We start from the raw sequence: 22,144 nt of genomic DNA, 5'->3' as shown, positions 1-22,144 counted from the left end.
ATGAACTGCTGAAAAAAGGTGCCCAAAAGATCCTTACAGATCCCTTGAACACCTATAAATTATTTTTTCTTTTTAGATTATTCGTCGATTTGTTCGATGATTTTTTCCGCAGTCAAGCCAAATTCTTTCTGTAGAAAGGCTGGCGTTCCCACCTGTCCAAAACGTTCATCGACACCGATACGTTTCAGCGGAATAGCAAGGCCGTTATCTGCTAAAACTTCTGCTACCGCACTGCCTAGACCGCCAGTGATCGAGTGATTTTCAATGGTAATGACCATTTTCTTACCAATTAATCGCTCCAATAATAATTCCTTGTCTAGCGGCTTAATCGTAAACATATCGATCACATCTGCCGTAATACCTCTTTCTTCAAGATGCTCCGCCACATCCAAAGCCTCAGAAACTAGTTGTCCAGCCGCGACGATTAGATAATCTGAACCTTCTTTCAACAGGTTGCCCTTGCCTAATGTAAAGCTCGAGCCTTCTTCATAAACATCGCGAACGCATTTACGATTGCCACGAACATAATGCACACCAGTCAATTGACTAAATTCTTTAATGATCCACTCCATCTGAACAGCGTCAGCTGCATCACAGATAACCACATCAGGGATAGCACGTAATAATGCCACGTCCTCCCAAGTTGTATGGGTTCCGCCGTTATGCCCAGCTGCAAATCCAGGATCTGAACCAAAAATATTGATGGTATTTTTAGAATAGGCACCTGATAGAAAAACTTGATCCAATACACGTCTTGTTGCGAATGGCCCGAAGGTATGGACGAAAGGAATGTATCCAGTAAGATTTAATCCTGCAGCGACACCTACCATATTGGCTTCAGCAATTCCGACATTGATGAAACGATCGGGATTAGTCTTGATTAGATCCGTCCATTTGCTGGCAGCGCCTAAGTCGGCATCCAGAGCAATCACCTTCTCGTTGTTTTCCATCGTTTCTTTCAGAGCATCGACCACTGCAACACGAAGTTCTTTTCCAACTTCTCTAGTATCTGCTAATATAAACATCTAGCCACACTCCTTTATTCGTTCTCGCAAATCAGCCAGGATACTCTCTGTCTGTGCCAATGTTTTCTCATTGTCAAATTTTACTGAGTGATTAGCCGCCATTTCTTCAAAAAAAGGTACGCCTTGACCTTTGACAGAATCAAGAATGATACAAACCGCTTGATCTTTGATAGCTTTACACTCAGTGATCGCCTGATCAATGGCTGGTATGTCATCTCCTTTGGTCTTCACTGTTTTAAAACCAAATGCCCGCATCTTTTCCTCAATATTAAAAGGATTCAAAATTTCTTTTGTTGTTCCATCCAGCTGCTTTTTATTTTCATCAATGATTACGATGCAATTATTCAGCTTGAAATGAGCCAAATACTGAAAAGCCTCCCAGCATTGTCCTTCATTTAATTCGCCGTCACCAACAATTAAATAGACATAACTGTCTTTCTTCTGCAACTTCAATCCTGTCGCGATTCCTGCCGCAACCGAGGTTCCTTGACCTAAAAAGCCTGTCGTTGCATCTACTCCGGGTGTTTTTGTCCGATCTGGATGAGAAGGCAGTCTTGTACCGCCTTCATTCAAGGTCATCAGCCAGTTTTTCTCAAAGAAACCAACTTCTGCTAACGCACTATACCAAGCAGTTCCTGCATGTCCCTTGGATAAAACAACTCGATCACGTTCCTCCCACTGAGGATTCTTTGGATCATAGTTCAATTGTTTTCCGTAGAGCACTGCTAATAATTCCACAATGGATAACGAGCCGCCGATATGTCCGGCACCAACCTTTCTGATCGCCTCGATCGTATCGATGCGAATGTTCGTGGCTAAAACTTCTAACTTTTTAAGCGTTACTTCTTCCACACTATCTTCTCCCTTGAATTATTCAGAAACCGCACGTGATTTTTTTCCTTTGGTAACAGCTGTCAAAACGATCAAGATTCCTAATACTGCTAAAATTCCAATAATCGCAGCGACCTGTCCACCAAAATTGGCAAGATTTCCTAAGAAAATTCCGGTTACTCCATAATCTGTGTCAGAGAAGGTTGAACCCTGGAAGCCTAGTTCACCCATAACAGGCATTAAGAGAATCGGCATAAAGCTGATAATAACACCATGAACAAAAGATCCGACTACCGCTCCTCTCAGTCCGCCAGTCGCGTTTCCGTAAACACCGGCAGTTGCTCCACAGAAGAAATGAGGCACAACCCCTGGAATAATTACCGTCGTTCCGGTTAAGACCATGATCACCAAGCTCACAATTCCACCAACAAAGCTGGTTAAAAAGCCGATCAATACGGCATTGGGTGCATAAGGGAAAACGATTGGACAATCCAATGCTGGAATTGAATTTGGAACTAATTTCTCCGAGATTCCTTTAAATGCCGGAACAATTTCTGCTAAGATCAAACGAACACCTGCCAAGATAACAAATACCCCCGCCGCAAATGAGCCAGCCTGCTGCAGCGAATAAATAATATAGTTTGTGCCACCGCTTAAGTTTTCTGCTACAAAAGTATTTCCCGCAAATAAGGCAACAATCACATAAACGACTGCCATTGTAATCGTAATACTAACTGTGGAATCGCGTAGGAAGGACAAACCTTTCGGGAAGTTGATATCTTCAGTCGATTTTTCTTTATTTCCTACAAATTTACCGATCAGACCGCTCAGTGCATATCCAAAATTCCCTGTATGTCCTAAAGCAACCGTATCGTTCTTCGTAATTTGGCGAGTAAATGGCTGTGCGATAGCTGGGAAGATCGTGTTCGCCAAGCCCAAAGCCAAACCTCCAAATAATACCAATGGAACAGTTTCCATATCCGTCACACTCAAAATCACCGCGATCATACACGCCATGTAAAGTGTGGCATGTCCAGTTAAATAAATATATTTAAACCGAGTAATCCGCGCGATCAAAATATTAAAGGCCATTCCGACTAACATAATAAGTGCTGTGTACGTACCAAATTTATTAAGTGCCAAAGCAACAATCGCTTCATTATTCGGAACAACGCCCTGCATATTGAAGGCCGCTTGGAACATTTCTCCGAAAGGTGCCAATGAGCCTTCAATTACACCTGCTCCAGCTGTTACTACTAAGAAGCCCACAAATGTCTTGATTCCGCCTTTAACAATTGAAGCCGTATCTTTCTTTTGTAAGATATTTCCTAAAATAGCAATCAGAGCCACTAATAGCGCTGGCGTACTGGCAATATCAATTAATATGCTTAAAATACCGTTCATTTTTTGATCCTCCTACTTTTTCTTTCCTTCCAGACATCTCATCTTATAGCAGTCCTTGTTTCACACATTCTGCTTGAACCTTTTCCTTTAGCTCATCCATATCAATGATGCTATTTAACACAATTACATTGCCTAAATGCTGTGCGCTATCAGCTAAATCACCGCCGACAAAAAATGTGTCCGCTAATTCTGGGGCTGCACTGCCCATATCATAATGAGCAACCTCTACGCCTTCTACTCCTAAATCTTTAAGTACAGATTGAATATTCATTTCCACCATAAAGCTTGAACCCAAGCCTGATCCACATACCGCCGCAAATTTCATTATTCATCTTCTCCTTCAGTCATAATTTCTAAAATTTCTTCTTTTGTTGAAGCATTTAGTAAAGTATCTAATTTCTCTTTATTCGACAAAATTCTTGTTAAGCTCGCCAGCGCCTTTAAGTGCATTTCATTATCAATGGCTGCTAGACAAATAAAAATTTGAATCGGATGCTTTTCATCATCTGAAAGCAGCACAGGCGTATCCACCTTCAGCAGTGACATTCCTAACTCATTGACCCCATCTTGTGGACGTGCGTGAGGCAGTGCCACACCTTTACCAATATGGATAAATGGTCCATAATCCTTCACTTTGTTAATCATTGCTTCTATATAGGTTTGATTGATTTTTTCTTTCTTCTTTAACGGGTCAGCAGCTGTATTAATCGCTTCTTCCCAGCCCATCTTACGGTCTGTCAATTGAATCATGTCAGCTGTTAATAATTCTGATAACATCGGTCGATCATCTTCCCTTCTTTTCATTTCCTTGTTCATTTTTTTTTGCACAATGTTGTATAGCTTTTCTTTTGTAATACCATTCTTTAATTCAATATGAGGGATTAAAATATCTAGAATTTCATTCACCGATGGAATCAACACCTTCGGAAAGAGAAAATCTTCCTGAACTCTTCTCATTAATGCGTTCTTTTCTAGTTGTGTCATGATTGGATTGATCACATAGAGCTTCTTATCTGTCTTTACTGGAACACTAGAGAAAATAAGATCAAATGCACTATCCATACCTTGATGATGGAATTGTTCAAAGGAACTTGTTTCGGAAAAATCAATCTGCGGAAACAATTCCTGTAGCTCAGACTTCATAATCAAAGATGAACTAATACCGCTAGGACAAAGAATCAGCGCTCTTAACTGGGCATTTCTCTTCTTTTGTCGTTGATTGCTGATTTCGCCGCCGAAGAGAATCGTGAAGTAGCCAATCTCTTCGTCAGGAATATCCTTTTGAACGAGCTTCCTTAATGGAAATAACACTAATTTGGTCAATTCAAAAATCTCATGGTATTGCATTTTTATTTCGTCAATTAAGACATTGCTCAATTTAAAATCAAATTTGATTCGAAAATAAGCCGGAACCAAATGATAGAAAAGGTCCAGGAGTAGCTTGCGATAATTCTTGAATTCAATCGCAGAAAGGCGTTCTATTTCATGAATGATCTCACTGGAGCATTCCAACAAAAACTCTAGCGAGGTATCTTGAATTTCCCCTTGAAGAACCGTCATGAAAATAACTGTGAAGTAATAGGATTCTATGCTTCTGTTTTTAATTTTCGAAAAATGCGCTAAGAACTGATTGCTAGCCTTGTGTGCGATCAATGGCGCTAAAAGCGCTTGATCCTCTTGCAAAAAGTCAATCTCATAGTTTTCCGTTCGGCAAATCAAATAGGAAATGAAATACACCATTTCTTCAAAACGAGTAGGGACAAACACTAGATCAAATTCTTCAATCGTCATTGAAAAATTTAAGCGAACATCCGTATACAGGTTTGGGGATTTTAATGATAGTCCTTCATACAACAAACGATTGCCATTGGGGCTGGCAGCTAAAATACCTAGCAAATAAAAAGCGGCTCCGCGGATCGAAGCTTCAGCTCCATTTAGAAAAAAACCATTTTTTCTAGAATATTCGAGGGTTACTCCACGTTCAACCAGTGCTGCTCGAAGCTTTTTCAAATCCTTTAAAATCGTATTTTTACTGACGGACAGGAAGTCTTGGAAATAGTAGACAGATAGTTCCTCAAATTGTGCAAAAGTCAGCAAGAAAATCATTGCCTGACGTTCTTCTTCAAGAAAAACAACTTCCTCCCGCTTTTGATTAAAAAAGAGATCAATCCAATTCCGCGTAATCGTTTTAGGAATTTCAATTTCTGTCTCCGTTATTAAAATTTCTGTTTCAAATAAGTCAGACGCCATTTCATTGATCTTTTTAATTGCAAAAAGAAGATCTATTTTCCTCATTTTTGTCATTTCAGTTGCTTGATCAAGCAAATATTTTTCTTTTGAATCTCCAATAAGATAACTTAACCGATAATCTATCATATCCCTACCCCCACTTATACTATATATCCAGACCAAAGAAAGCGCTACGATTCTTCGGTACAATCTGTTTTCACTTTTTCTCAAACAGTGTACCGTTGTTTTTACCCTGCGAAAAAAGAGCATAAAACAACGATTTATTTTTCTAAGTAAAAAGCTTTTCAATACAGCCTCTAAACTCAGTTGCTAGACTTATGCATTCTTAATAAAAAAATAAGCAAACTTTTTATGTAATTGTTCCCTTCGTTATTTTTCCGGCTTTGAAAAAATCTTGAAATAAGAGTTGATTCCGTTCGATCCTCTTATAAATCATTATAGCAATATTCCATTCTCCATTGCCGATTGTTTCTAGATACGACTAAATCGAGTCCACAAAAAATACAAACACCTTTTTACTAATGCTCTATCAGAAACAAACGCAAATGACGATATCAGGATTTTGTTCTCAATCGCTTTTCATCGATACTTCGGAATAAAGACCATGTGATACTTACAATTTCATCTCGTATGTGTTAAACCTTTATTGCTAAAGCTATTTCGCCCACGCGTAGAAACACGCGTTTTTTGTTTCGTACGCCACAAGAACGAATCTGTCTAAAGCAAATAACAAAAAGACTTCTAGCAGTCTCAAACTAAAAGTCTTCTTATTGTGTTATTTAATATTTCTAGTCAAAAATAAATGATATTTTTATCTAATCTTATTCTAATCTAACTAATAAAATTTATACATTCCTTAAATATCTTTTAAGTTGATATACTTGCATAGAAATTATATGCTGATAAGCACAACAACTATCGCACTTCTACTTTTAAAAGTGACCCAAAAAAATATATAATTCCGTAAGTTTATTTATTAAAAAACTTACTTGTAAATCATTAAGATTAATGTTACCTTTTTTTAAATACTGTCTTAATCATTATTTTCCTTTTAGCTAAGTTTAAATAGTTTTTCAATTTCTACATTTATGTCTAAATTTTAGTTGCAGTGGATTTTTTTAGTTTTTCAGAGGATTTTGTGGATTTTAAGAAATGTTCTTTCATTTTTGGACATGCTAAAAATCCTTAGCAACATCAATTTTTCGCGCCAAGTATACCACTTTTTTATCTTTTTTCAATAGATTAAGCAAAAATGAAACTATTTATTTTAAACATCATATTTGTACCATTTTTCTACTCGACTTACTTGAATTTTTGACGGGAATTTCTCACGTACACCTTTTTTAAATACCGTCGGGTAGTTTCTAACTTCTCAATTCGGAGTTACTCCTCTCTCCACTTTCAAAAAAATAATTCTCTTAACTGATTTTGCTTGTATCAATAATCATTTTGCTCATTGTTTTTCCACCATCAAGAGACCAATACATTCCTCTCTTTTTCATACGATTGGCAATTTTTGATTGCTGAGATTCCATTACACCAATTCCTGATCCAGAAAAGCCGTATTGCTTCGGCGATTTCGTATAATAAAACCTTTCAATATTTTTCTACTAAAAACACCAAAACGAATTTGTTCTTCCTCTCCTTCAATCGTATCTAAAACTAATCGAGCTTCTTTTTTACTATGAACAGTCAATGCGTGAAAAAACGTTGGTATAAAACAGAATCATATCTTTTAAAAAACTCTTTGACCTTTTCATGTAAATGGTATTTATCCCAAAAATGTATATGCTTTTCTGAAAAAGAACCTGCAATTTCTTTAAAAACATACGGTGTGTATCCAGTCTCCATATCCGAATTCGTAATAATTAACGTATTTTTATCTATTTCATAGTGATTATAAATATAATCTACAACTTCTTCTCGAGCTTTTTTATTACTAGAAGAAATAATTTCGTGATTATCAATTAATTGATTTCTTCCGCGATATTCCTCTTTACAACCCTTGTGAATTAAAAAGTGAGCTAAATCAACACGACTTTCTTCTTTTCTATTGGTTTTAATACTGATTCCATCACCCTCAATATACAATACAGAAACTTTTTCTCTAGTCCCAGAATTCTTTTCAGATCGTAAACGATATTCTTCCTTCTCTTTATAGTATTTTCCAGCCAAATTTACAGCTTTCAATACCGTATCTTTTGTAATATGTATATCTTTTAAAAGTTCGTATGTTCTTGCTACTTCTCTATAAGGCATTTTTGTTGCTAATTCCGCAATTTGCAATAATAATTCCATCGAAAAACGAGTATACTGGGGTAAGCTTAATGTTTCATCTACTGGATATCGATATTCATGATTCCGTCAATAACACTTTCGTGAAAAAGTCATTTCACCAAAAGTGAAAATCACTGTTCGCTGAGCCGTTTTCACATATTTCCATCCTTGTGCCTGGACTTCCATACCTACTTTCTGTTCAATGACATGAAGATTTTCCAGAAACCGTTCAATTGCTTTTTCCCGGTATTCTCGTTCGAAATCTAATTCGTTAAACATACGCAAATTCTTTTACTCTATTTCTTTTTTCTTTCAGTATAGGAATCTTGTGTCTTTTCACCAAATCTTTTTTTGATCTGCTTCATCAGCAAAAAAACTTTTAAAAATCTTTTGATATAACCTCTATATTCAAATTTTTCTCAAAAGCAAAAATATTCATACTTTATTTTAACAACAAGCCCGAAGTAATTAACTCGATCCTTTTTATTTACTTGTGGCCTCCCTATTTATTGTTGCAAAATATTAAAACCTAAATCCTTTACATCATCATTAACATTTTAACCGTAAACAGTGGTAATTAATTCAAGTTTATCTTCAACTAAAAAAGCACTCTTTCCTTATTAATCTTATAGCATCATTACTATCTTTGAAAGAAAATTGAGAATCAAACAGCTACAAAAAAGAAATACGCAACTCGAGGAGGAAAATTTAATCCTAAAAAAAGCAATTGTCATATTCACGCCTCATTCGACGAACGATTAAAAGCTTTACACATTCTTCGATATGAACACAGTTTTATTACACTCTGTCGTGTACTCAAAGTCAATCGTTCCACTTATTACAAGCGTTTTTCTGGGAAAATAGCACCAAGAACAATAGAAAATCAACACCTAAGAAAAACGATCTTAGAAATTTATACTTCTTCTCAAAAACATCTTAGTGCTGCAAAGTTCCAACGGATCCAGACACACATTTTCATAATTCTTAAATAGATTCGTTGATATTCGAGGTCGTCCTCTGTATTCGTCATAATCTTCAAAGGAAGATTGGTCGTAATAATCGTTTGTTTTTGCTTCAAGTACCTTGCATTAATCACATGATAGACTTGTTCTTTTGCAAAAGAGGTCTCTCTCCATACCTAAATCATCAAGAATTAAAAATGGAACATTGGCAAGTTTTCCACTATATTCATTCTTATCGAGTTTAAGTTCTCTTACTTGAATATCGTTTAAAATTTCAGCAAAATTTTCATTAAGACTCTTGTCTGATATTCCTTGATGAGATAATTAGCATTCGAGCTTGCTAGATAAGATTTACCACTTCCGATACTACCATAGAAGAGAAGTCCGATATTATCCCTCACCATTTGTTTAAATTCTTTAGCAAAGTTTTTAGCGATGATATATGGTTTCGTCTTTGTTCCTTATGCTCCAAAATTCCATTTACAGGTTCTAACAGAGAAGTCTCCAAAGGATTTTCAAAATCATTTCCCATTAACTTACCTTCAGAACAGGATTTGCTGAAGAAAATTGAAAATTTTAGTACAAATGATTAAAATCTATTTTCAGTCAAAACTTGAGTTCCAGCAATTAAATCTCCTAAATGTGTTAGATCAACTTCATTTATTGTTCATTTGCCTAATAAATACTATATATTCAGAAGATTATAATACTAAGATTTTTTTCTTATTATATTCATAAACGCAGTTGAGTCTACAATGTAATCGAACTCCACTGCGTTTAAATAAATAAAAACACTTCCATAAATATACAATATATTAGTAATTCTGTATACAAATCATCTTGTTAAAAAATATATTTTTTATTGATACCATCTTACATAATCTACTTCCATTTCTTGTGGTAATCTATTATCATCAATTTTCCCAATCCATCCACCTAATCCATAACTTAAAATAAAAATTTCTGGCTGATTTGGAATATTTTCATTTTGTACGGCAACAACTTTACCGTCTAATAGAAACTTAATACTTTTTTCAGTCCATTCAATACCAAATTCATGCCATTCATATGGATTTAAAAGAGTAGGTTGAACATGAAACTTATCATGAAGATTATACAAATAGTTATCATAATGCATCGTAATCCAATATTTATCTTTTAAATTACTATATTCCTTAGCTCCATCAGGATGTGGTCTCTCTAAGATATCTATCTCAGCTCCAATACTCTCCTTATCCCCCCATAACCACTCAGTATTTAATTCATTTCTTTGAGGCATCATCCAAATCGCAGGGTTACTTCCCGCAACGTCAGGTATTCTCACTTTTGCCACAATATATCCATATTTACTCTCAAATTTTTCACGAGTATGGACAGTTCCAGATCTATATTGACTTTTTACTCCTTCAAACAAAGTCTCCTCTTTTGAAGCTAACAATCGTAACGTACCTTCACTTACTTTTACATTATTAGGATGAACAATCACTTCAGGAGAATTACCGTATCTAAAAAGATCTGATTCTTTTAAGTCTACATTCCAATTACTCCATTTACTCATATCTAAATGCTCTCCATCAAAATTATCTTCAAAAACTATTTTTTTACCAGGAATTTCAGGTGCCTTGTAATCAGAAACACTTATATCATACTTTTTTTTAATGCCATTGGCAGTTATACCAGTAATTGAAGCACTTCCCTCATTCTGTGCAAAAATTTTCCCGGCTTTATCAACTGTAATAACTGATGGATTACTAGACATCCATTGCGTAAATCTAACGTTTTCGGTATTTAAGGACAGCGTTTCACCTACTTTAATAGCTTTTGATATGACATTATTATCTATTGATTGACTCTCATAAATATTTAATTCTGCAATAGCAGCATGTGTTTGAGAAGTAGAATTTAGATAACTACCTTCTTCAATTTCTAGAATTAGTGATTGATAATAATCATTGCTAGAAATTTTTACAGATTTCATGGAATGGTTATTATCAAATCTACCATTAGATACTATTGTAGAAGTATTTCCATATTTATTTATTCCAAACAATTCATATTTTAAGATCATTCCATTAGGATTGTCATCTTGTCTCGGTAAATATTCAAGTTTAGATAGACGTTTAGGTGAGTTAAAGTCTATTTGAATTTTAATAGGTGTTTCGCCTAATCCCTTATCCCCTTCATACCAAGCAGAATCCCAATAGGTATTAATATCATTATCAAATGCTTTTTCTATTTCTGTACCATTATGTTCACTATTTACAGAAGTCATCATTAATTCATAATTAATCTTTTTTTCAATTGTTTCACCATGAACATAGTTGCCACCATACTTAATATCAACAATTAATAATCCAACTAATAATGATACCGGTATCAAAAATCTTTTTATTAAATTCATTGAATATCCTCCAATTGAGTGTAAATAAAATGGACATAAAAACTATTCTTTTAGCCTTAACATTAATTTAACTAACATTAACAAAAAAGGAACACACATATTATATCTTTTCCTTCTGAAAGATTTTTATTTAGTCTCTTCTACTTCAAATCGTTTTTCTATTAACCTAAAAAATGGGTAATAAAGTAAAATATCTATCATAATTAGAAGAGTTTGTAGTATTGCTCCGTTTATACTACCTGTTGTTAAAAAACCACTAATAATAGGGGGCATTGTCCATGAAGCCACATTTCGTGTTAAAGGAACAAGTCCACTACTCATTGCAAAAAACGCAACAATTGCATTTAACATCGGAGTTAAGAAGAATGGTACAAGTAAGAAGAAATTCAATACCACAGGAACACCAAACATCGTTGGCTCATTAATGTTAAACAAGCCCGGCACAACTGTTATTGGTGATAAAACCTTAGTGCGCTTACTCGCATTCTTTTTTCGAGAAAAATAAGCAATAGTTAAGACTAAACCAATTGTAGCACCACTACCACCAATATAAACGAAATTATCCATAAAAGGTTGAGTAATCACATGTTGGAGTTTTTCTCCTGATTGATAAGCTAATCTATTTGCATCAATATTTGCGATCCAAGCTGGCTGCATAAGATTATTAACAAGACCGCCATGAACACCTACAAACCACAATAAACTGTTTAATCCAACTATAATTAATGTGCCAAAAATATTACTTCCCAATAAATTTAAAGGTATTCCTAAAACAGCTGCAGCTATTTCGTGTAAATTAGGTAACGATAGTTTTTCCAATAAAGTAAAAATAATTAACCAAAATGTGATGATTACAGCACCAGGGATAATCGCACTAAAACTTTTCGATACAGCAGGAGGTACAGTTTCAGGCATTTTGATTTGAATATTATTATTAATAAACCATTGATAAATATATGCACTCAAGATACTCAAAATAATTGCAATAAAAAGGCCCTTTGAACCTAAATATTGGATTGGGAGTCCCGCACCATCCTCACCACTTAAAAATGGAGTAATCAGAATAAATGCTGATAATGATACGATACCAGCAGGTACACCATCAACTTTATGTTGATCAGCAAAACTATTCGCAATACCAAAACTTGCTATTAAGCCAACAAGACCAAAACTACTATCCACACCTTTCCACAAGTAACTGGAAATACCCACATCCCCAAGATAATCTTCCCATCCTGGTACTGGGAAACTTGCTATTACCATGAATATTGAACCAATAATTATCAAAGGCATTGCTAGAGTTATACCATCCCTAATTGCTATAAGTATACTACTTGAAGCTAATTTAGTAGCAATTGGAACTACTTTCGACTCCAAGAAAGCGCTTATTTTTTGTTTCATTGAATTACACTCCTATACTCATTATATTTTAGATATTACATTAATTGAAAAAAACTTATGCCTCTAACAAGTTTACTGCAGTATTCAATACTTTTTCACCATCCATACTCCCATAGTCTGCCATATCTATTACAGCTAATTTTGTAGACATATTCTTTAATTTTTCTTCAAACGAAGCTTTCTCAAAACGGATTTGTGGCCCCAACATAACTAAATCTACTTTTTCTTCAAAAATATATTTTTTTGCAGTAACTTCAGCCATCGCTTGTATCTTTGCTTCAATTCTTTGTTCTTCAGCAGCTTGCTTCATTTTAGTTACCAACAAACTAGTACTCATTCCCCCAGCACAAACTAATAAAATATTGTACTTTTTACTCATGTCTTTTCCTCATTTCTATAATTATTTGGATTGTCATCCATAATTTCTCGATTTAATTCCTAAAATCTACAACATTTCTATTATCAACTCAAAATTAATTGATAGAGTTAATGTATTATTTCCCTTCAATTTTAAATTAACTAATAAATATTCGCGAAATATCATATATACAATAAATATAAGTAATCACCATTTTTTCAAATAAGTTTTTCCAAAAGAATAGAAATACCATACATTTTTTGCTTCTATTTTATTTACTTTAATGACTGACACTGCAATATCACTACCTCATACGGAGATAAGTGTATTTCTGTTCCCACTTCTTTTTCAGTTAATAAATTTATACTGTTAGTTAAAACTGAAATATTTTTATCTTTTTCGGAAAAGTTCATAATAAAATGAAAGTTTTGATTTCTTCCCTGTCTAGTTTGTACAGAAACATCATCATCTCCAGAAATAATAAATTGATTAAACAATCCTAGCTTTCCACAAATCTGTTCATAAAAGAAATTTAAAAAGTCATAGTCTGTACGTGATCCAATAAAATATGTCTGCCCTTTACCAAAACTATTTTCTGTAATTGCAGGTTTCGCTTTATAAAAGTCATTTTTATAAACACCAATAGTCTTAGCAGTCAAAATATTCATAACTGTGTTATAGTCTTTCGTCTCAAAAATATTATCTCCTATCTCAATTGTATTATTTTGACTTGGGTAATATGTATCATATTCTAATACATCAATACCAAATAGCGCTTTCAATTCTTTTGGCCATCCATCTTGGAATGTAAGATCAGACTCATCTACTAATCCTGTAAGATAGGTAGAAACCAGATTCCCTCCAAATTCAACATAGTTAGTTAACTTATCTATGGTTTTACTTGAAAGTAAATAAAGCATAGGGGCAATAATTAACTTATAGATACTAAAATCTGCACTTGGAGTAATAACATCTACTTGTATATCCTTATTCCAAAAATAACGATAATGTTCTTGAATTGTCTTTGAATAGCACTTTGTTTTATCAGAAAATCCTTGCGAATCATTTAAAGCCCAATTATTCTCCCAATCAAAAATAATTGCTACATCTGAACGCTTAGTTGATAAACTAACTGCACTAATTTTTTCAAGAGCGTGACCAACTTCTCTTACATCACAAAAAACACGACTTTTATCACTATTATCATTTCCAACTACTGCACCATGAAATTTTTCTGAGGCTCCTCTTGACTTACGCCACTGAAAATACAAATTGCTGTTAGATCCATGAGCAATATGCTGTAAGGAAGATAAAAAATGCATCCCTGGTCTTTTTGATTTATTTACAGGGTGCCAATTTACATTACTTGGTGTTGATTCCATTAACAAAAAAGGCTTTTGCTTTAAACTTCTATACAAATCATCCATAAAACCTACTTTACTTGCAACATCTGCAGTACTTTCCTTATCATTGTGCCAAGCAGGATAACAATCCCAACTAACCACATCCACATACTTTGAAAATTTCTCATAGTTCAGTTCCTGATACGGTAATAAATCCAAATTGTCTGCCATAAAATTTGTAGTAATTGGAATTTGTGGAGTAATTTGTCGTATACTTTCAATTTCATGTTTATAGAAATCTATCGTCTGATCAGTAACAAAACGTTTCCAATCCAGATTCAAACCATGAACCAATGATTCACCTAAAGGAGAAGGAGACTCTATTTGATCCCAGTCAGTATATATATGGCTCCAAAAAGCTCCCCACCATGCATTATTCAAATTTGTAAGATTAGTATATTTCTTCTTCAGCCAAATACGGAACTTTTCTTGACATTGTTCACAATGGCACTCCCCACCGTATTCATTAGAAATATGCCACATTAATAGTGCAGGATGATTGCCATATCTTTCAGCAAGCATGCTATTCATAATTCCTATTTTTTGTCTATATATTTTTGATGAAAAGCAGTGATTATGACGACCGCCGTATAACATTTTCTGACGATAATTATTTGTTCTCAGAACCTCTGGGTATTTTTGAGCCATCCAAGCAGGTCTAGCTGCACTAGGACTTCCTAAGATTACGCTTACATTTATAGAATACATTTCGTCAAAAATTTTATCTAACCATTTAAAATTAAAGTTCCCCTCTTCGGGCTCAAGCATACTCCATGAAAACATACCTATTGTGACAGTATTTATTTGTGCTTCTTTCATTAATTCTATGTCTTTAGCTAATACCTCCGGATAATCTAACCACTGCTCAGGATTATAATCTCCACCATGTAAAAATAAATTTGCTAATTCATGTTTTATCATTTGAATCTAGATCCCTTCTGATTTCATATTTACATAATAATATAAAAACCAGAAAAAGTAAACTATTTTATTTATTAAAGTAAAATAATTTAATAAAACTAATAAATATAAAATTTAATTAGAAAAAACTTTACTCTTCGAATGCCTTAAGATAGTATTCTAATTAAAGTATTTCAGTACAATTACTCATTAGATTAGGAGGATAATCAATGGTTAGTATTAAAGATATTGCTAAAGAATCAGGATATTCCCCAGCAACAATTTCACGTTTATTTAAAGGAGACGAATCCTTTAATATAACAGATAAGACGAAGAAAGAAATAATTGCAGTGGCCTTACGATTAGGATATGAACGTACAAAAATTAAAACGACTTTTGAGAAAATAGCGATACTTTTTTTAGTTTCTGAAGAGCAACTTTCACAAGATATGTATTTTAGACAATTACGTGAGTCTTTAGAAAAACATGCAAGGCTAGCAAATATGGAACTAATTTTCTTAACAAAGCATGAAGAAGTGACTTCTTTTTCAGATGATGTGACTGGTTTTATTGCTTTGGGATCAATTACATTAGAAGAACTATTATCACTAAAAAAAAGAGGATATAAAGGTGTAGTTTTAGAAGTTAATCCTGCACCAAAATATTTTGATACAGTAAAACCCGATACTGATGCAATTACTAAAGAAGCAATTGATCTATTTATAAGTGAAGGATATAAAAAAATTGGCTTTATAGGTGGAGAAAAAAATGCTCTAGGAAACAGTGACAATAAAATAGATAGTCGTGAAATTATGTTTAGAAACTACTTATCTAGTAAAAATCTATTAGTAGAGGATTATATATTTACAGAAGGATCCTTTACAGGAGAACAAGGATATAAATTAGCAATGCAAATGATCAATAGATTAGGGAAAAATCTTCCACAAGCTTGTTTGATTGCTTCCGATTCTATAGCTGTTGGCTTTTTACAAGGATTATATGAAAAAGGTATTTTGATCCCTGATGATATGGCTATTATTAGTATTAATAATAATGAGATTTCTCAATATTTATCTCCGCCACTAACAACGTATAACATTGATACAAATGAACTTGCTAAGACAGCCATTAATCTATTATCAGAACAATTGATTCATCCGAGAAATATTTCCAAAACTGTTTTACTAGGTTCAGAACTAATTATTAGAAAAAGTTTTTTACCAACTAGCCATGATTCATTTCAATCATCTAAAGATAGGAGTTAGCATGTCATCAAACTTCTTAGACTGTAGACAAATCTCATTTTTGTATAAAGTTTGTCTACAGTCTAAAGATGACTTTGCATTTTTTTGTTGTTCGCCTAGATGGTGGGGACGATTGGAGTGTGGCAAGCAATAAAAATTTCTATTACTTTCTCACGGCTTACTTGCTAATTTCCATAATAAAAATGGATACACAAAGCTTATAGACAATAAGAAATTAACTAGAACAAAAACTACTCTCCGATGTTTATTTTCTAGATAACAACTAGCTATAATCCCCACAATTCCTATAGGAAAACTAAATAATAGTATTGTGACATCAATAGTTGTCATAGTGAAAAATAAAAGGTTGAGAATAATATTGATGATAATTGTACCTATAGATATATATTTCAAAGTTTTAATCATCTATATTTAATCTACCCCTTCCTGTTGCAACCTATACAAAGAAATCTGGATTTATAGCCACGGCTAAAAAATAAATAAAAACAATAAGAGTAATACTACTATTAGCAATAAGAAATAGCTTTCTCAGATGATTATTGGTGGGTAAAAACAAAGCCATGATTATTCCTAAAATACCAGTTACAGGAGTATACATAATCGGTGGAATACCTTTAGCTTGGTAAAAAAATAGCTGGCAAATAATTAGAGCAGCAGAAAAAAGCAACAAACAAATATTTATAGATATTAAATATTTTTTCATCATATTATTCACCCAAAAATAGCAAGTGCGCCTACCGCAACATTATATTTGTATGAGAATTTTTTTGCGCTTTTTATAACTGCACGCAATCTATCTGCAAATTTCCGATTACAATCTGTGTTATTCCCACCATGAACATAACAATAATCATGATACATACAAGCAGTATCTAGATCATCGATAGGCATTTTTCCTTTACCTTTATTTCCATACCCACAATAATTACCATAAACTAAAAACGTTGCTCTTTTAACGATTCTGACAGTTAAGTTATCATTTTTCTTTTCTTTTTCTGCTTCTAAGACAATATTATTCATCGTGTTGCCAATCTCTAATATTTCATCAGGTAAATTATTATCAATAGCTCTATTTAAATCGAATTCTCTTATACCATTCTCATTAATATATATATACTCATTCATAATATTTAAAATTTGATTTTCATCCATATCATAAACTGAATTTTCAACATCAAATGTCTTTTCATCAGTATATCCTTTTATAGAAATTCCGAATAATATGCTTATTGTAGCTACTAATCCAATTACCAAGTAAAGAAACTTTGAACATTGTGGTACTCGTAAATTCATACTATCGCCAACTTTCTATATTTTATTTTTTGTTATCTTTTACAATCAACAAGAAAAATTATCCCCACTAATTTGCCCTCCTTCCTTTTCTTGTGATAGCTTTTACAATTGAAGTATTCCATAAAAATCCTTTTAAAAACAGTCTTTTAATTTTATTTTTTTACTGTATAATTAAATTGATTGCAACATTTATTTTATTTTTATTTTAAAACTATTTAATTATATTAGTTATTTAAATTTATAGATAAAGAAACAGAAAACCAAGGTGGCGCTTCTTACTCCACCTTGGTCTCGTTTTTCTCTAAATTTTCTTTGATCCTATAAACAGTTGGTCGAAAGACACCTGCTCTTCTAGAAATTTCCGAAATCCCCATTCCTTGTTTTAGCATTTCGACAATTTGATAATAAATAATTTGTTTTTGTCGATTTCTACTTGTTGGAGAATAATCCGGCTTTCTCCCTCTAAACAGTCCTTTTTCATGCGCTAATGCGATTCCTTGTGCTTGTCTTCGTTTTATTTCCGCCCGTTCGTGTTCCACTACCATAATAAAATTTGCATGATCAAATCTTTAATAAATTTATCTAATTTCGTCACGCGTAGAAACGCGCGTTTTTTTGTTTTGTACGCTAGCTAACGAAACTGACTAAAGTCAATAATAATAACAGGGATCGAAGAGGGTACTTCGATCCCTGTTCATTCTCCTCTTATTTCTTTTTCTTGTATGAACTCTACTTCTAATTTCTCAAAAAAATTGGAAAGAATTCGATCAAAAAATATCCATTCATTTTCGGAAAATGGACTTCCATCTTTTTTAGTCATTGTCAATATCATTTTTCTTAGAGAAAGATTGATTGTATAGTTGATCCGATCATACGGGTTATACATATAGCCATGTAATTGAAACACAATATAATTTTTCAACGAGTATGCATCATATTTTTTCTCTTACTGCCTCTTTACTAATCAGAATTTTGTAAGAATAAACCATTCTATTTTTTACATTATCCATCGTAAACTTACCTTACATTTTATTACATCTTAAATATTCTTTTATTCGTTCATAAGAACACCCTGCATAGATCACACCTACAATTATCCCAAAAACTACTGCACCAATAAAATGATAAAGAAGAACTTCTTTTTCCACATAGTTTCGATAAAAATTTGTCATGACGATCATCATGAATCCACTATTACATACAGTATACATAAAAAATAATCGAAGAAAGAGAAGAGAAATTGTTCTCTTTCGAGCAATCCTTCTATAAAAAACATACATCCAATAGAAATAAATGAATAAAGAAAGCAACAATAAAAACAACTTTAGAATAAACCACCATGAAAAATGTGGATAGAACAAAAAATCAAGCAAACATAGGAATGGAACAAAAGCAAAAAATCGATAGGAGTGAGACAGATAATTCCAAAACGTTGCTTGTTTTAAGCGTTCCATTTGTTGGTAAAATTTTTTATCATCCATCATTTCCATCTTTTCTTACTCCTTTTCTTTTAATGACGCAGAAACTTGTACATCTTTTTAATGCTGGATATGGGTGAGCATAGGACTGTTTGCTTTTACAACCACGTGTACAACACCTTCTGATTTTCCTAGCACTAATTCTTTTTCTCTTTTTAATGGTTTTTTATTCGATCCTACATATTCATAATTTGTTTTATCAAGTAACTGAATACTTAATAAATAGGTCTTTTCTGGATCTGCATGTTCAGCTATCTAACATTTTTAATAAGTTTTTAAAAGTTCCTAAATAAAAGCGATATAACAATATTTTCGATATATATGTTTAACTAGATTATATCAAATAGAAGCTTGTTCTGGGTCAAAAAACTTCATCTAGTGTGGGGCATTACATAAAATTTTCTTACCTTATATACACAAAATACAATTGATTATTTTTTATAATATGTTATCTTATTTAATATAAAAAAGTGGCGGGTAAAGTAAGGAGACTTCCCCAAGCTTCCCAATCCCGCCCACTTTTATTATAAAGTGATGTTGCCAACACCTATCCATATTTTATGGTATATTTTTTTAAATTTCAAGAAATTAAACGTTCATTTTATTCCGGACCTTTAGCTCAGTTGGTTAGAGTAGACGGCTCATAACCGTCCGGTCGCAGGTTCAAATCCTGCAAGGTCCATTATTCTTTTTGAGGAGGTGATTTGAATGACAGATAAAGGAACAACAGATAAAATCAAAGGCAAAGCGAAAGAAGTTGCTGGTGATGTAACCAATGACAAAGAAACAAAAGCAGAAGGTCTTTTAGATCAAGCCATTGGTAAAGTTAAAGAAGTTGCTTCTGATGTAAAAGAAAAAACAGAAGAAGTAGTTGAAGACGTAAAAGATAAACTAGATAAAAAATAGTTTATAGCAGTTCTATTCTTAAGACTGTAACTTTCATTATCAATAACTGTGTTTAAACTAAATAAAGTATGACCACATTGAACCTCACGTGACTTTAATTACGTGAGGTTCAATAAAATGAATTTGACAAATACAATAGCTCATAATTCTCTTTAGATAAGTTTCATTATACATAACTTATCTATCTACAAAAATTAAAAATATTTATAAAATAAAAGACACAAAGAATAAGAGGTTACGATGGGATTATTTGATGGAATAATGGGAAATACAACCTAACTTCAGACAAATCAGTAGAAAAAATTGAAAGATGTACTGACTGCAGATGAAAGAATTGACTTATCATTTAAATTAGTTCGTGATTTGATAGTCTTTACCAATAAACGCTTAATTATAGTTGATAAACAAGGAGTATCTGGTAAAAAAGTAGAATACAAATCAATTCCTTACAAATCGATTTCCAGGTTTTCTATTGAAACTAGTGGACATTTTGATTTAGATACTGCATTAAAAATATGAATCTCTAGCGCAGAGCTCCCAGCATAAGCACTTCAATTCCGTAAAGATAAAAATATTATTGCCGTTCAAAAAGCATTAGCCTCTGTTGTGTTGCATTAATTAAACAACGCAGTTTTTCTCAATAAAATATTCTGGGAATACATCATAGCTAAAAAAGAACCCTCTCACTCGATCCTGAACAAGAGGGTTTTCATTATTTCAGTTGAAGATCTATTATTTCCTATCTATGCGTTATTGATTTGCTAGCCCCATTAACGTAATAAGTAGGAAGAAGCCAAAGCTAATAATTGATACGAGTACCATAACCCCAAAAATGATTTTTTGATAGTTACTCTTCACATTATAAAGACTATAATAACAACCAACTATTGATAAAACGGGAATTCCTAAAAAAAGAATTAATATTGACGCAGGATTGTTTTGTACAACCCGATCCATAAAATTAGATAGGGTCATAAAAGATTGATGAAACACAGATATTTTACCAAAGGTACCATAGCCTAGATGCAGCCAAATCAATAATAGAAAAGGAACTATTCCTACCATTTTTTTCATAGTTAATACCTCCCTATATAAGTTGGTTTATAACTATTCGAAAAGGTTGTTGGAAGATTTGCAGGTGGTATTACACCCCAAGGAATTGTTGGTTTCATTACAGGCAAGTCTCCAGTCCCGTAATAAAAAGCTTGATAGACCAATTTTGAACAATAATTTGGATTTTTATTTTTGAGAAGTGAATCAATCTTATAATCAATATGAATATCTTTTGTTGCAGTACCTTTTGAAGAGAAATAATGCGTATCAACATACCTAGCAACTTTTTTAGCTAATTTAGAATCTGATATTCTATATATGCTTGTCCAATCTTTAATATGATTTTTAATCCATGTCCTTTTTGAATATTGATGATTATTATCTGGAATTCCTTTTTCCCATCCTTTCCCGCCACTCATTTCCAGCACTGTATTATCAGAATTCATTATCGCAGCATGACCTATCACACCGGTTGGAAAATTGCCACTAACTATTAAAATATCACCAGCTTTAGCATCTTTACAAAATTTATTAATATTGTCTTGTGCAGACCGAGCCTGTCTTCTGTTAGAATTTTTATTTTGTAGCAAAGGCAGTTTTGTATCACTCATAACACCATAGTTATTCATTTCTAACCATTCGTTATAGCTTACAGAATCAAGTATATTGGATTTAAAAAAATCATAGTTTGGTCGCATGTACTTCTTCTCATCATCAAGCCAATCACTTTTAGGATAAAGTGTTGGATCAATAATATTCTCTTTTACGGCATTATCATATATTGTACTTACATCTGTAATCTCAGATGCATATGCTTTCACTCCGCCTACCAATAATAGTCCTAATAATACACTAAATATTGAACGCTTTATTTTTCTATACATTTAATCGACCTCCAATTCATAAACCATTCTCAAATGAAGAACATGTCTCAAAA

The 22,144-nt window shown here is 33.0% G+C and carries 18 protein-coding genes, 1 tRNA gene and 2 pseudogenes; 4 read left to right on the top strand and 17 right to left on the bottom strand.

All coding sequences use genetic code 11. The features are described from left to right. Nucleotides 1-77 precede the first annotated feature (77 nt). The 11 genes and pseudogenes from EG2_RS10600 to EG2_RS10550 form a co-directional block, all read right to left on the bottom strand. Entirely contained in the window at nt 78-1,025 is a 948-nt protein-coding gene (locus EG2_RS10600; RefSeq protein WP_060814726.1) for a transketolase family protein, read from the bottom strand. After that, complete coding sequence (locus EG2_RS10595) at nt 1,026-1,877, bottom strand: transketolase (protein WP_060814725.1); 852 nt, start codon at nt 1,875-1,877, stop codon at nt 1,026-1,028. Between the two features lie 18 nt (nt 1,878-1,895). Next, nucleotides 1,896-3,260 carry a PTS ascorbate transporter subunit IIC gene (locus EG2_RS10590; RefSeq protein WP_060814724.1) on the bottom strand — a complete coding sequence of 455 codons (1,365 nt, stop codon included), beginning with the start codon at nt 3,258-3,260 and terminating at the stop codon, nt 1,896-1,898. 43 nt (nt 3,261-3,303) lie between these two features. Next, nucleotides 3,304-3,585, bottom strand: a complete 282-nt coding sequence (locus EG2_RS10585; protein ID WP_016178675.1) for a PTS sugar transporter subunit IIB — start codon at nt 3,583-3,585, stop codon at nt 3,304-3,306. Next, entirely contained in the window at nt 3,585-5,636 is a 2,052-nt protein-coding gene (locus EG2_RS10580) for a BglG family transcription antiterminator (protein WP_060814723.1), read from the bottom strand. Before EG2_RS10580 ends, EG2_RS10585 begins: the two co-directional genes overlap by 1 nt. 1,566 nt (nt 5,637-7,202) lie before the next feature. Continuing rightward, nucleotides 7,203-7,856 (bottom strand): annotated as a pseudogene (locus EG2_RS10575) (UPF0236 family transposase-like protein); the annotation flags it as partial. Between the two features lie 18 nt (nt 7,857-7,874). Beyond that, on the bottom strand, nt 7,875-8,066 hold the full coding sequence (locus tag EG2_RS10570) for a hypothetical protein (RefSeq protein ID WP_060814721.1): 192 nt from the start codon (nt 8,064-8,066) through the stop codon (nt 7,875-7,877). Nucleotides 8,067-9,608: 1,542 nt separating this feature from the next. Next, nucleotides 9,609-11,150 (bottom strand): family 16 glycosylhydrolase, encoded by a 1,542-nt coding sequence (locus EG2_RS10565; RefSeq protein WP_060814720.1) that lies wholly within the window; start codon nt 11,148-11,150, stop codon nt 9,609-9,611. A gap of 126 nt (nt 11,151-11,276) precedes the next feature. Then, a complete protein-coding gene (locus tag EG2_RS10560; protein WP_172461426.1) occupies nt 11,277-12,539 on the bottom strand; it encodes a PTS sugar transporter subunit IIC in 1,263 nt (420 codons plus the stop codon). Nucleotides 12,540-12,606: 67 nt separating this feature from the next. After that, entirely contained in the window at nt 12,607-12,930 is a 324-nt protein-coding gene (locus EG2_RS10555) for a PTS sugar transporter subunit IIB (protein WP_060814718.1), read from the bottom strand. Between the two features lie 254 nt (nt 12,931-13,184). Then, nucleotides 13,185-15,233 carry a beta-galactosidase gene (locus EG2_RS10550; protein WP_060814717.1) on the bottom strand — a complete coding sequence of 683 codons (2,049 nt, stop codon included), beginning with the start codon at nt 15,231-15,233 and terminating at the stop codon, nt 13,185-13,187. A gap of 209 nt (nt 15,234-15,442) precedes the next feature. Between EG2_RS10550 and EG2_RS10545 the strand changes: the two genes are divergently transcribed. Further along, nucleotides 15,443-16,477, top strand: coding sequence for a LacI family DNA-binding transcriptional regulator (locus EG2_RS10545; protein WP_060814716.1), 1,035 nt, complete (start codon nt 15,443-15,445; stop codon nt 16,475-16,477). Between the two features lie 436 nt (nt 16,478-16,913). On the opposite strand, the gene EG2_RS10540 is transcribed toward EG2_RS10545, so the two are convergent. The 4 genes from EG2_RS10540 to EG2_RS10520 form a co-directional block, all read right to left on the bottom strand. After that, nucleotides 16,914-17,180, bottom strand: coding sequence for a hypothetical protein (locus EG2_RS10540; protein WP_060814715.1), 267 nt, complete (start codon nt 17,178-17,180; stop codon nt 16,914-16,916). A gap of 8 nt (nt 17,181-17,188) precedes the next feature. Then, complete coding sequence (locus EG2_RS10535; protein WP_060814714.1) at nt 17,189-17,770, bottom strand: phospholipase A2 family protein; 582 nt, start codon at nt 17,768-17,770, stop codon at nt 17,189-17,191. A gap of 275 nt (nt 17,771-18,045) precedes the next feature. Further along, nucleotides 18,046-18,315, bottom strand: a complete 270-nt coding sequence (locus EG2_RS10530) for a helix-turn-helix domain-containing protein (RefSeq protein WP_060814713.1) — start codon at nt 18,313-18,315, stop codon at nt 18,046-18,048. 477 nt (nt 18,316-18,792) lie between these two features. Beyond that, nucleotides 18,793-19,260, bottom strand: a complete 468-nt coding sequence (locus EG2_RS10520) for a hypothetical protein (RefSeq protein WP_060814711.1) — start codon at nt 19,258-19,260, stop codon at nt 18,793-18,795. Between the two features lie 596 nt (nt 19,261-19,856). On the opposite strand from EG2_RS10520, the gene EG2_RS10515 reads away from it, so the two are divergent. The 3 genes and pseudogenes from EG2_RS10515 (at nt 19,857) to EG2_RS18420 (ending at nt 20,772) form a co-directional block, all read left to right on the top strand. Continuing rightward, nucleotides 19,857-19,930: transfer RNA gene (locus tag EG2_RS10515), tRNA-Ile, on the top strand. 26 nt (nt 19,931-19,956) lie between these two features. Further along, nucleotides 19,957-20,154 (top strand): CsbD family protein, encoded by a 198-nt coding sequence (locus EG2_RS10510; RefSeq protein WP_060814710.1) that lies wholly within the window; start codon nt 19,957-19,959, stop codon nt 20,152-20,154. A 240-nt stretch (nt 20,155-20,394) separates the two neighbouring features. Further along, nucleotides 20,395-20,772: pseudogene (locus tag EG2_RS18420) on the top strand (PH domain-containing protein). Nucleotides 20,773-20,904: 132 nt separating this feature from the next. On the opposite strand, the gene EG2_RS10505 reads toward EG2_RS18420, so the two are convergent. Beyond that, nucleotides 20,905-21,228 carry a hypothetical protein gene (locus EG2_RS10505; protein WP_060814709.1) on the bottom strand — a complete coding sequence of 108 codons (324 nt, stop codon included), beginning with the start codon at nt 21,226-21,228 and terminating at the stop codon, nt 20,905-20,907. Nucleotides 21,229-21,230: 2 nt separating this feature from the next. Then, nucleotides 21,231-22,091, bottom strand: a complete 861-nt coding sequence (locus tag EG2_RS10500) for a hypothetical protein (RefSeq protein ID WP_060814708.1) — start codon at nt 22,089-22,091, stop codon at nt 21,231-21,233. Nucleotides 22,092-22,144: the final 53 nt, after the last annotated feature.

It is taken from the genome of Enterococcus gallinarum NBRC 100675 (assembly GCF_001544275.1).
Lineage (GTDB): Bacteria > Bacillota > Bacilli > Lactobacillales > Enterococcaceae > Enterococcus_D > Enterococcus_D gallinarum.
The sequence above is the reverse complement of the archived record's forward strand: the minus strand, read 5'-3'. Positions and strand labels throughout refer to the sequence as shown.

Bases quoted from the DNA above. Each gene is read 5' to 3' on its own strand.
- EG2_RS10530 (WP_060814713.1), bottom strand. From the start codon at position 18,315: ATGGTAGTGGAACACGAACGGGCGGAAATAAAACGAAGACAAGCACAA.
- EG2_RS10565 (WP_060814720.1), bottom strand. From the start codon at position 11,150: ATGAATTTAATAAAAAGATTTTTGATACCGGTATCATTATTAGTTGGA.
- EG2_RS10545 (WP_060814716.1), top strand. From the start codon at position 15,443: ATGGTTAGTATTAAAGATATTGCTAAAGAATCAGGATATTCCCCAGCA.
- EG2_RS10585 (WP_016178675.1), bottom strand. From the start codon at position 3,585: ATGAAATTTGCGGCGGTATGTGGATCAGGCTTGGGTTCAAGCTTTATG.
- EG2_RS10520 (WP_060814711.1), bottom strand. From the start codon at position 19,260: ATGGAAATGATGGATGATAAAAAATTTTACCAACAAATGGAACGCTTA.
- EG2_RS10535 (WP_060814714.1), bottom strand. From the start codon at position 17,770: ATGAATTTACGAGTACCACAATGTTCAAAGTTTCTTTACTTGGTAATT.
- EG2_RS10500 (WP_060814708.1), bottom strand. From the start codon at position 22,091: ATGTATAGAAAAATAAAGCGTTCAATATTTAGTGTATTATTAGGACTA.
- EG2_RS10540 (WP_060814715.1), bottom strand. From the start codon at position 17,180: ATGAAAAAATATTTAATATCTATAAATATTTGTTTGTTGCTTTTTTCT.
- EG2_RS10550 (WP_060814717.1), bottom strand. From the start codon at position 15,233: ATGATAAAACATGAATTAGCAAATTTATTTTTACATGGTGGAGATTAT.
- EG2_RS10570 (WP_060814721.1), bottom strand. From the start codon at position 8,066: ATGTTTAACGAATTAGATTTCGAACGAGAATACCGGGAAAAAGCAATT.
- EG2_RS10600 (WP_060814726.1), bottom strand. From the start codon at position 1,025: ATGTTTATATTAGCAGATACTAGAGAAGTTGGAAAAGAACTTCGTGTT.
- EG2_RS10555 (WP_060814718.1), bottom strand. From the start codon at position 12,930: ATGAGTAAAAAGTACAATATTTTATTAGTTTGTGCTGGGGGAATGAGT.
- EG2_RS10505 (WP_060814709.1), bottom strand. From the start codon at position 21,228: ATGAAAAAAATGGTAGGAATAGTTCCTTTTCTATTATTGATTTGGCTG.
- EG2_RS10510 (WP_060814710.1), top strand. From the start codon at position 19,957: ATGACAGATAAAGGAACAACAGATAAAATCAAAGGCAAAGCGAAAGAA.
- EG2_RS10590 (WP_060814724.1), bottom strand. From the start codon at position 3,260: ATGAACGGTATTTTAAGCATATTAATTGATATTGCCAGTACGCCAGCG.
- EG2_RS10580 (WP_060814723.1), bottom strand. From the start codon at position 5,636: ATGATAGATTATCGGTTAAGTTATCTTATTGGAGATTCAAAAGAAAAA.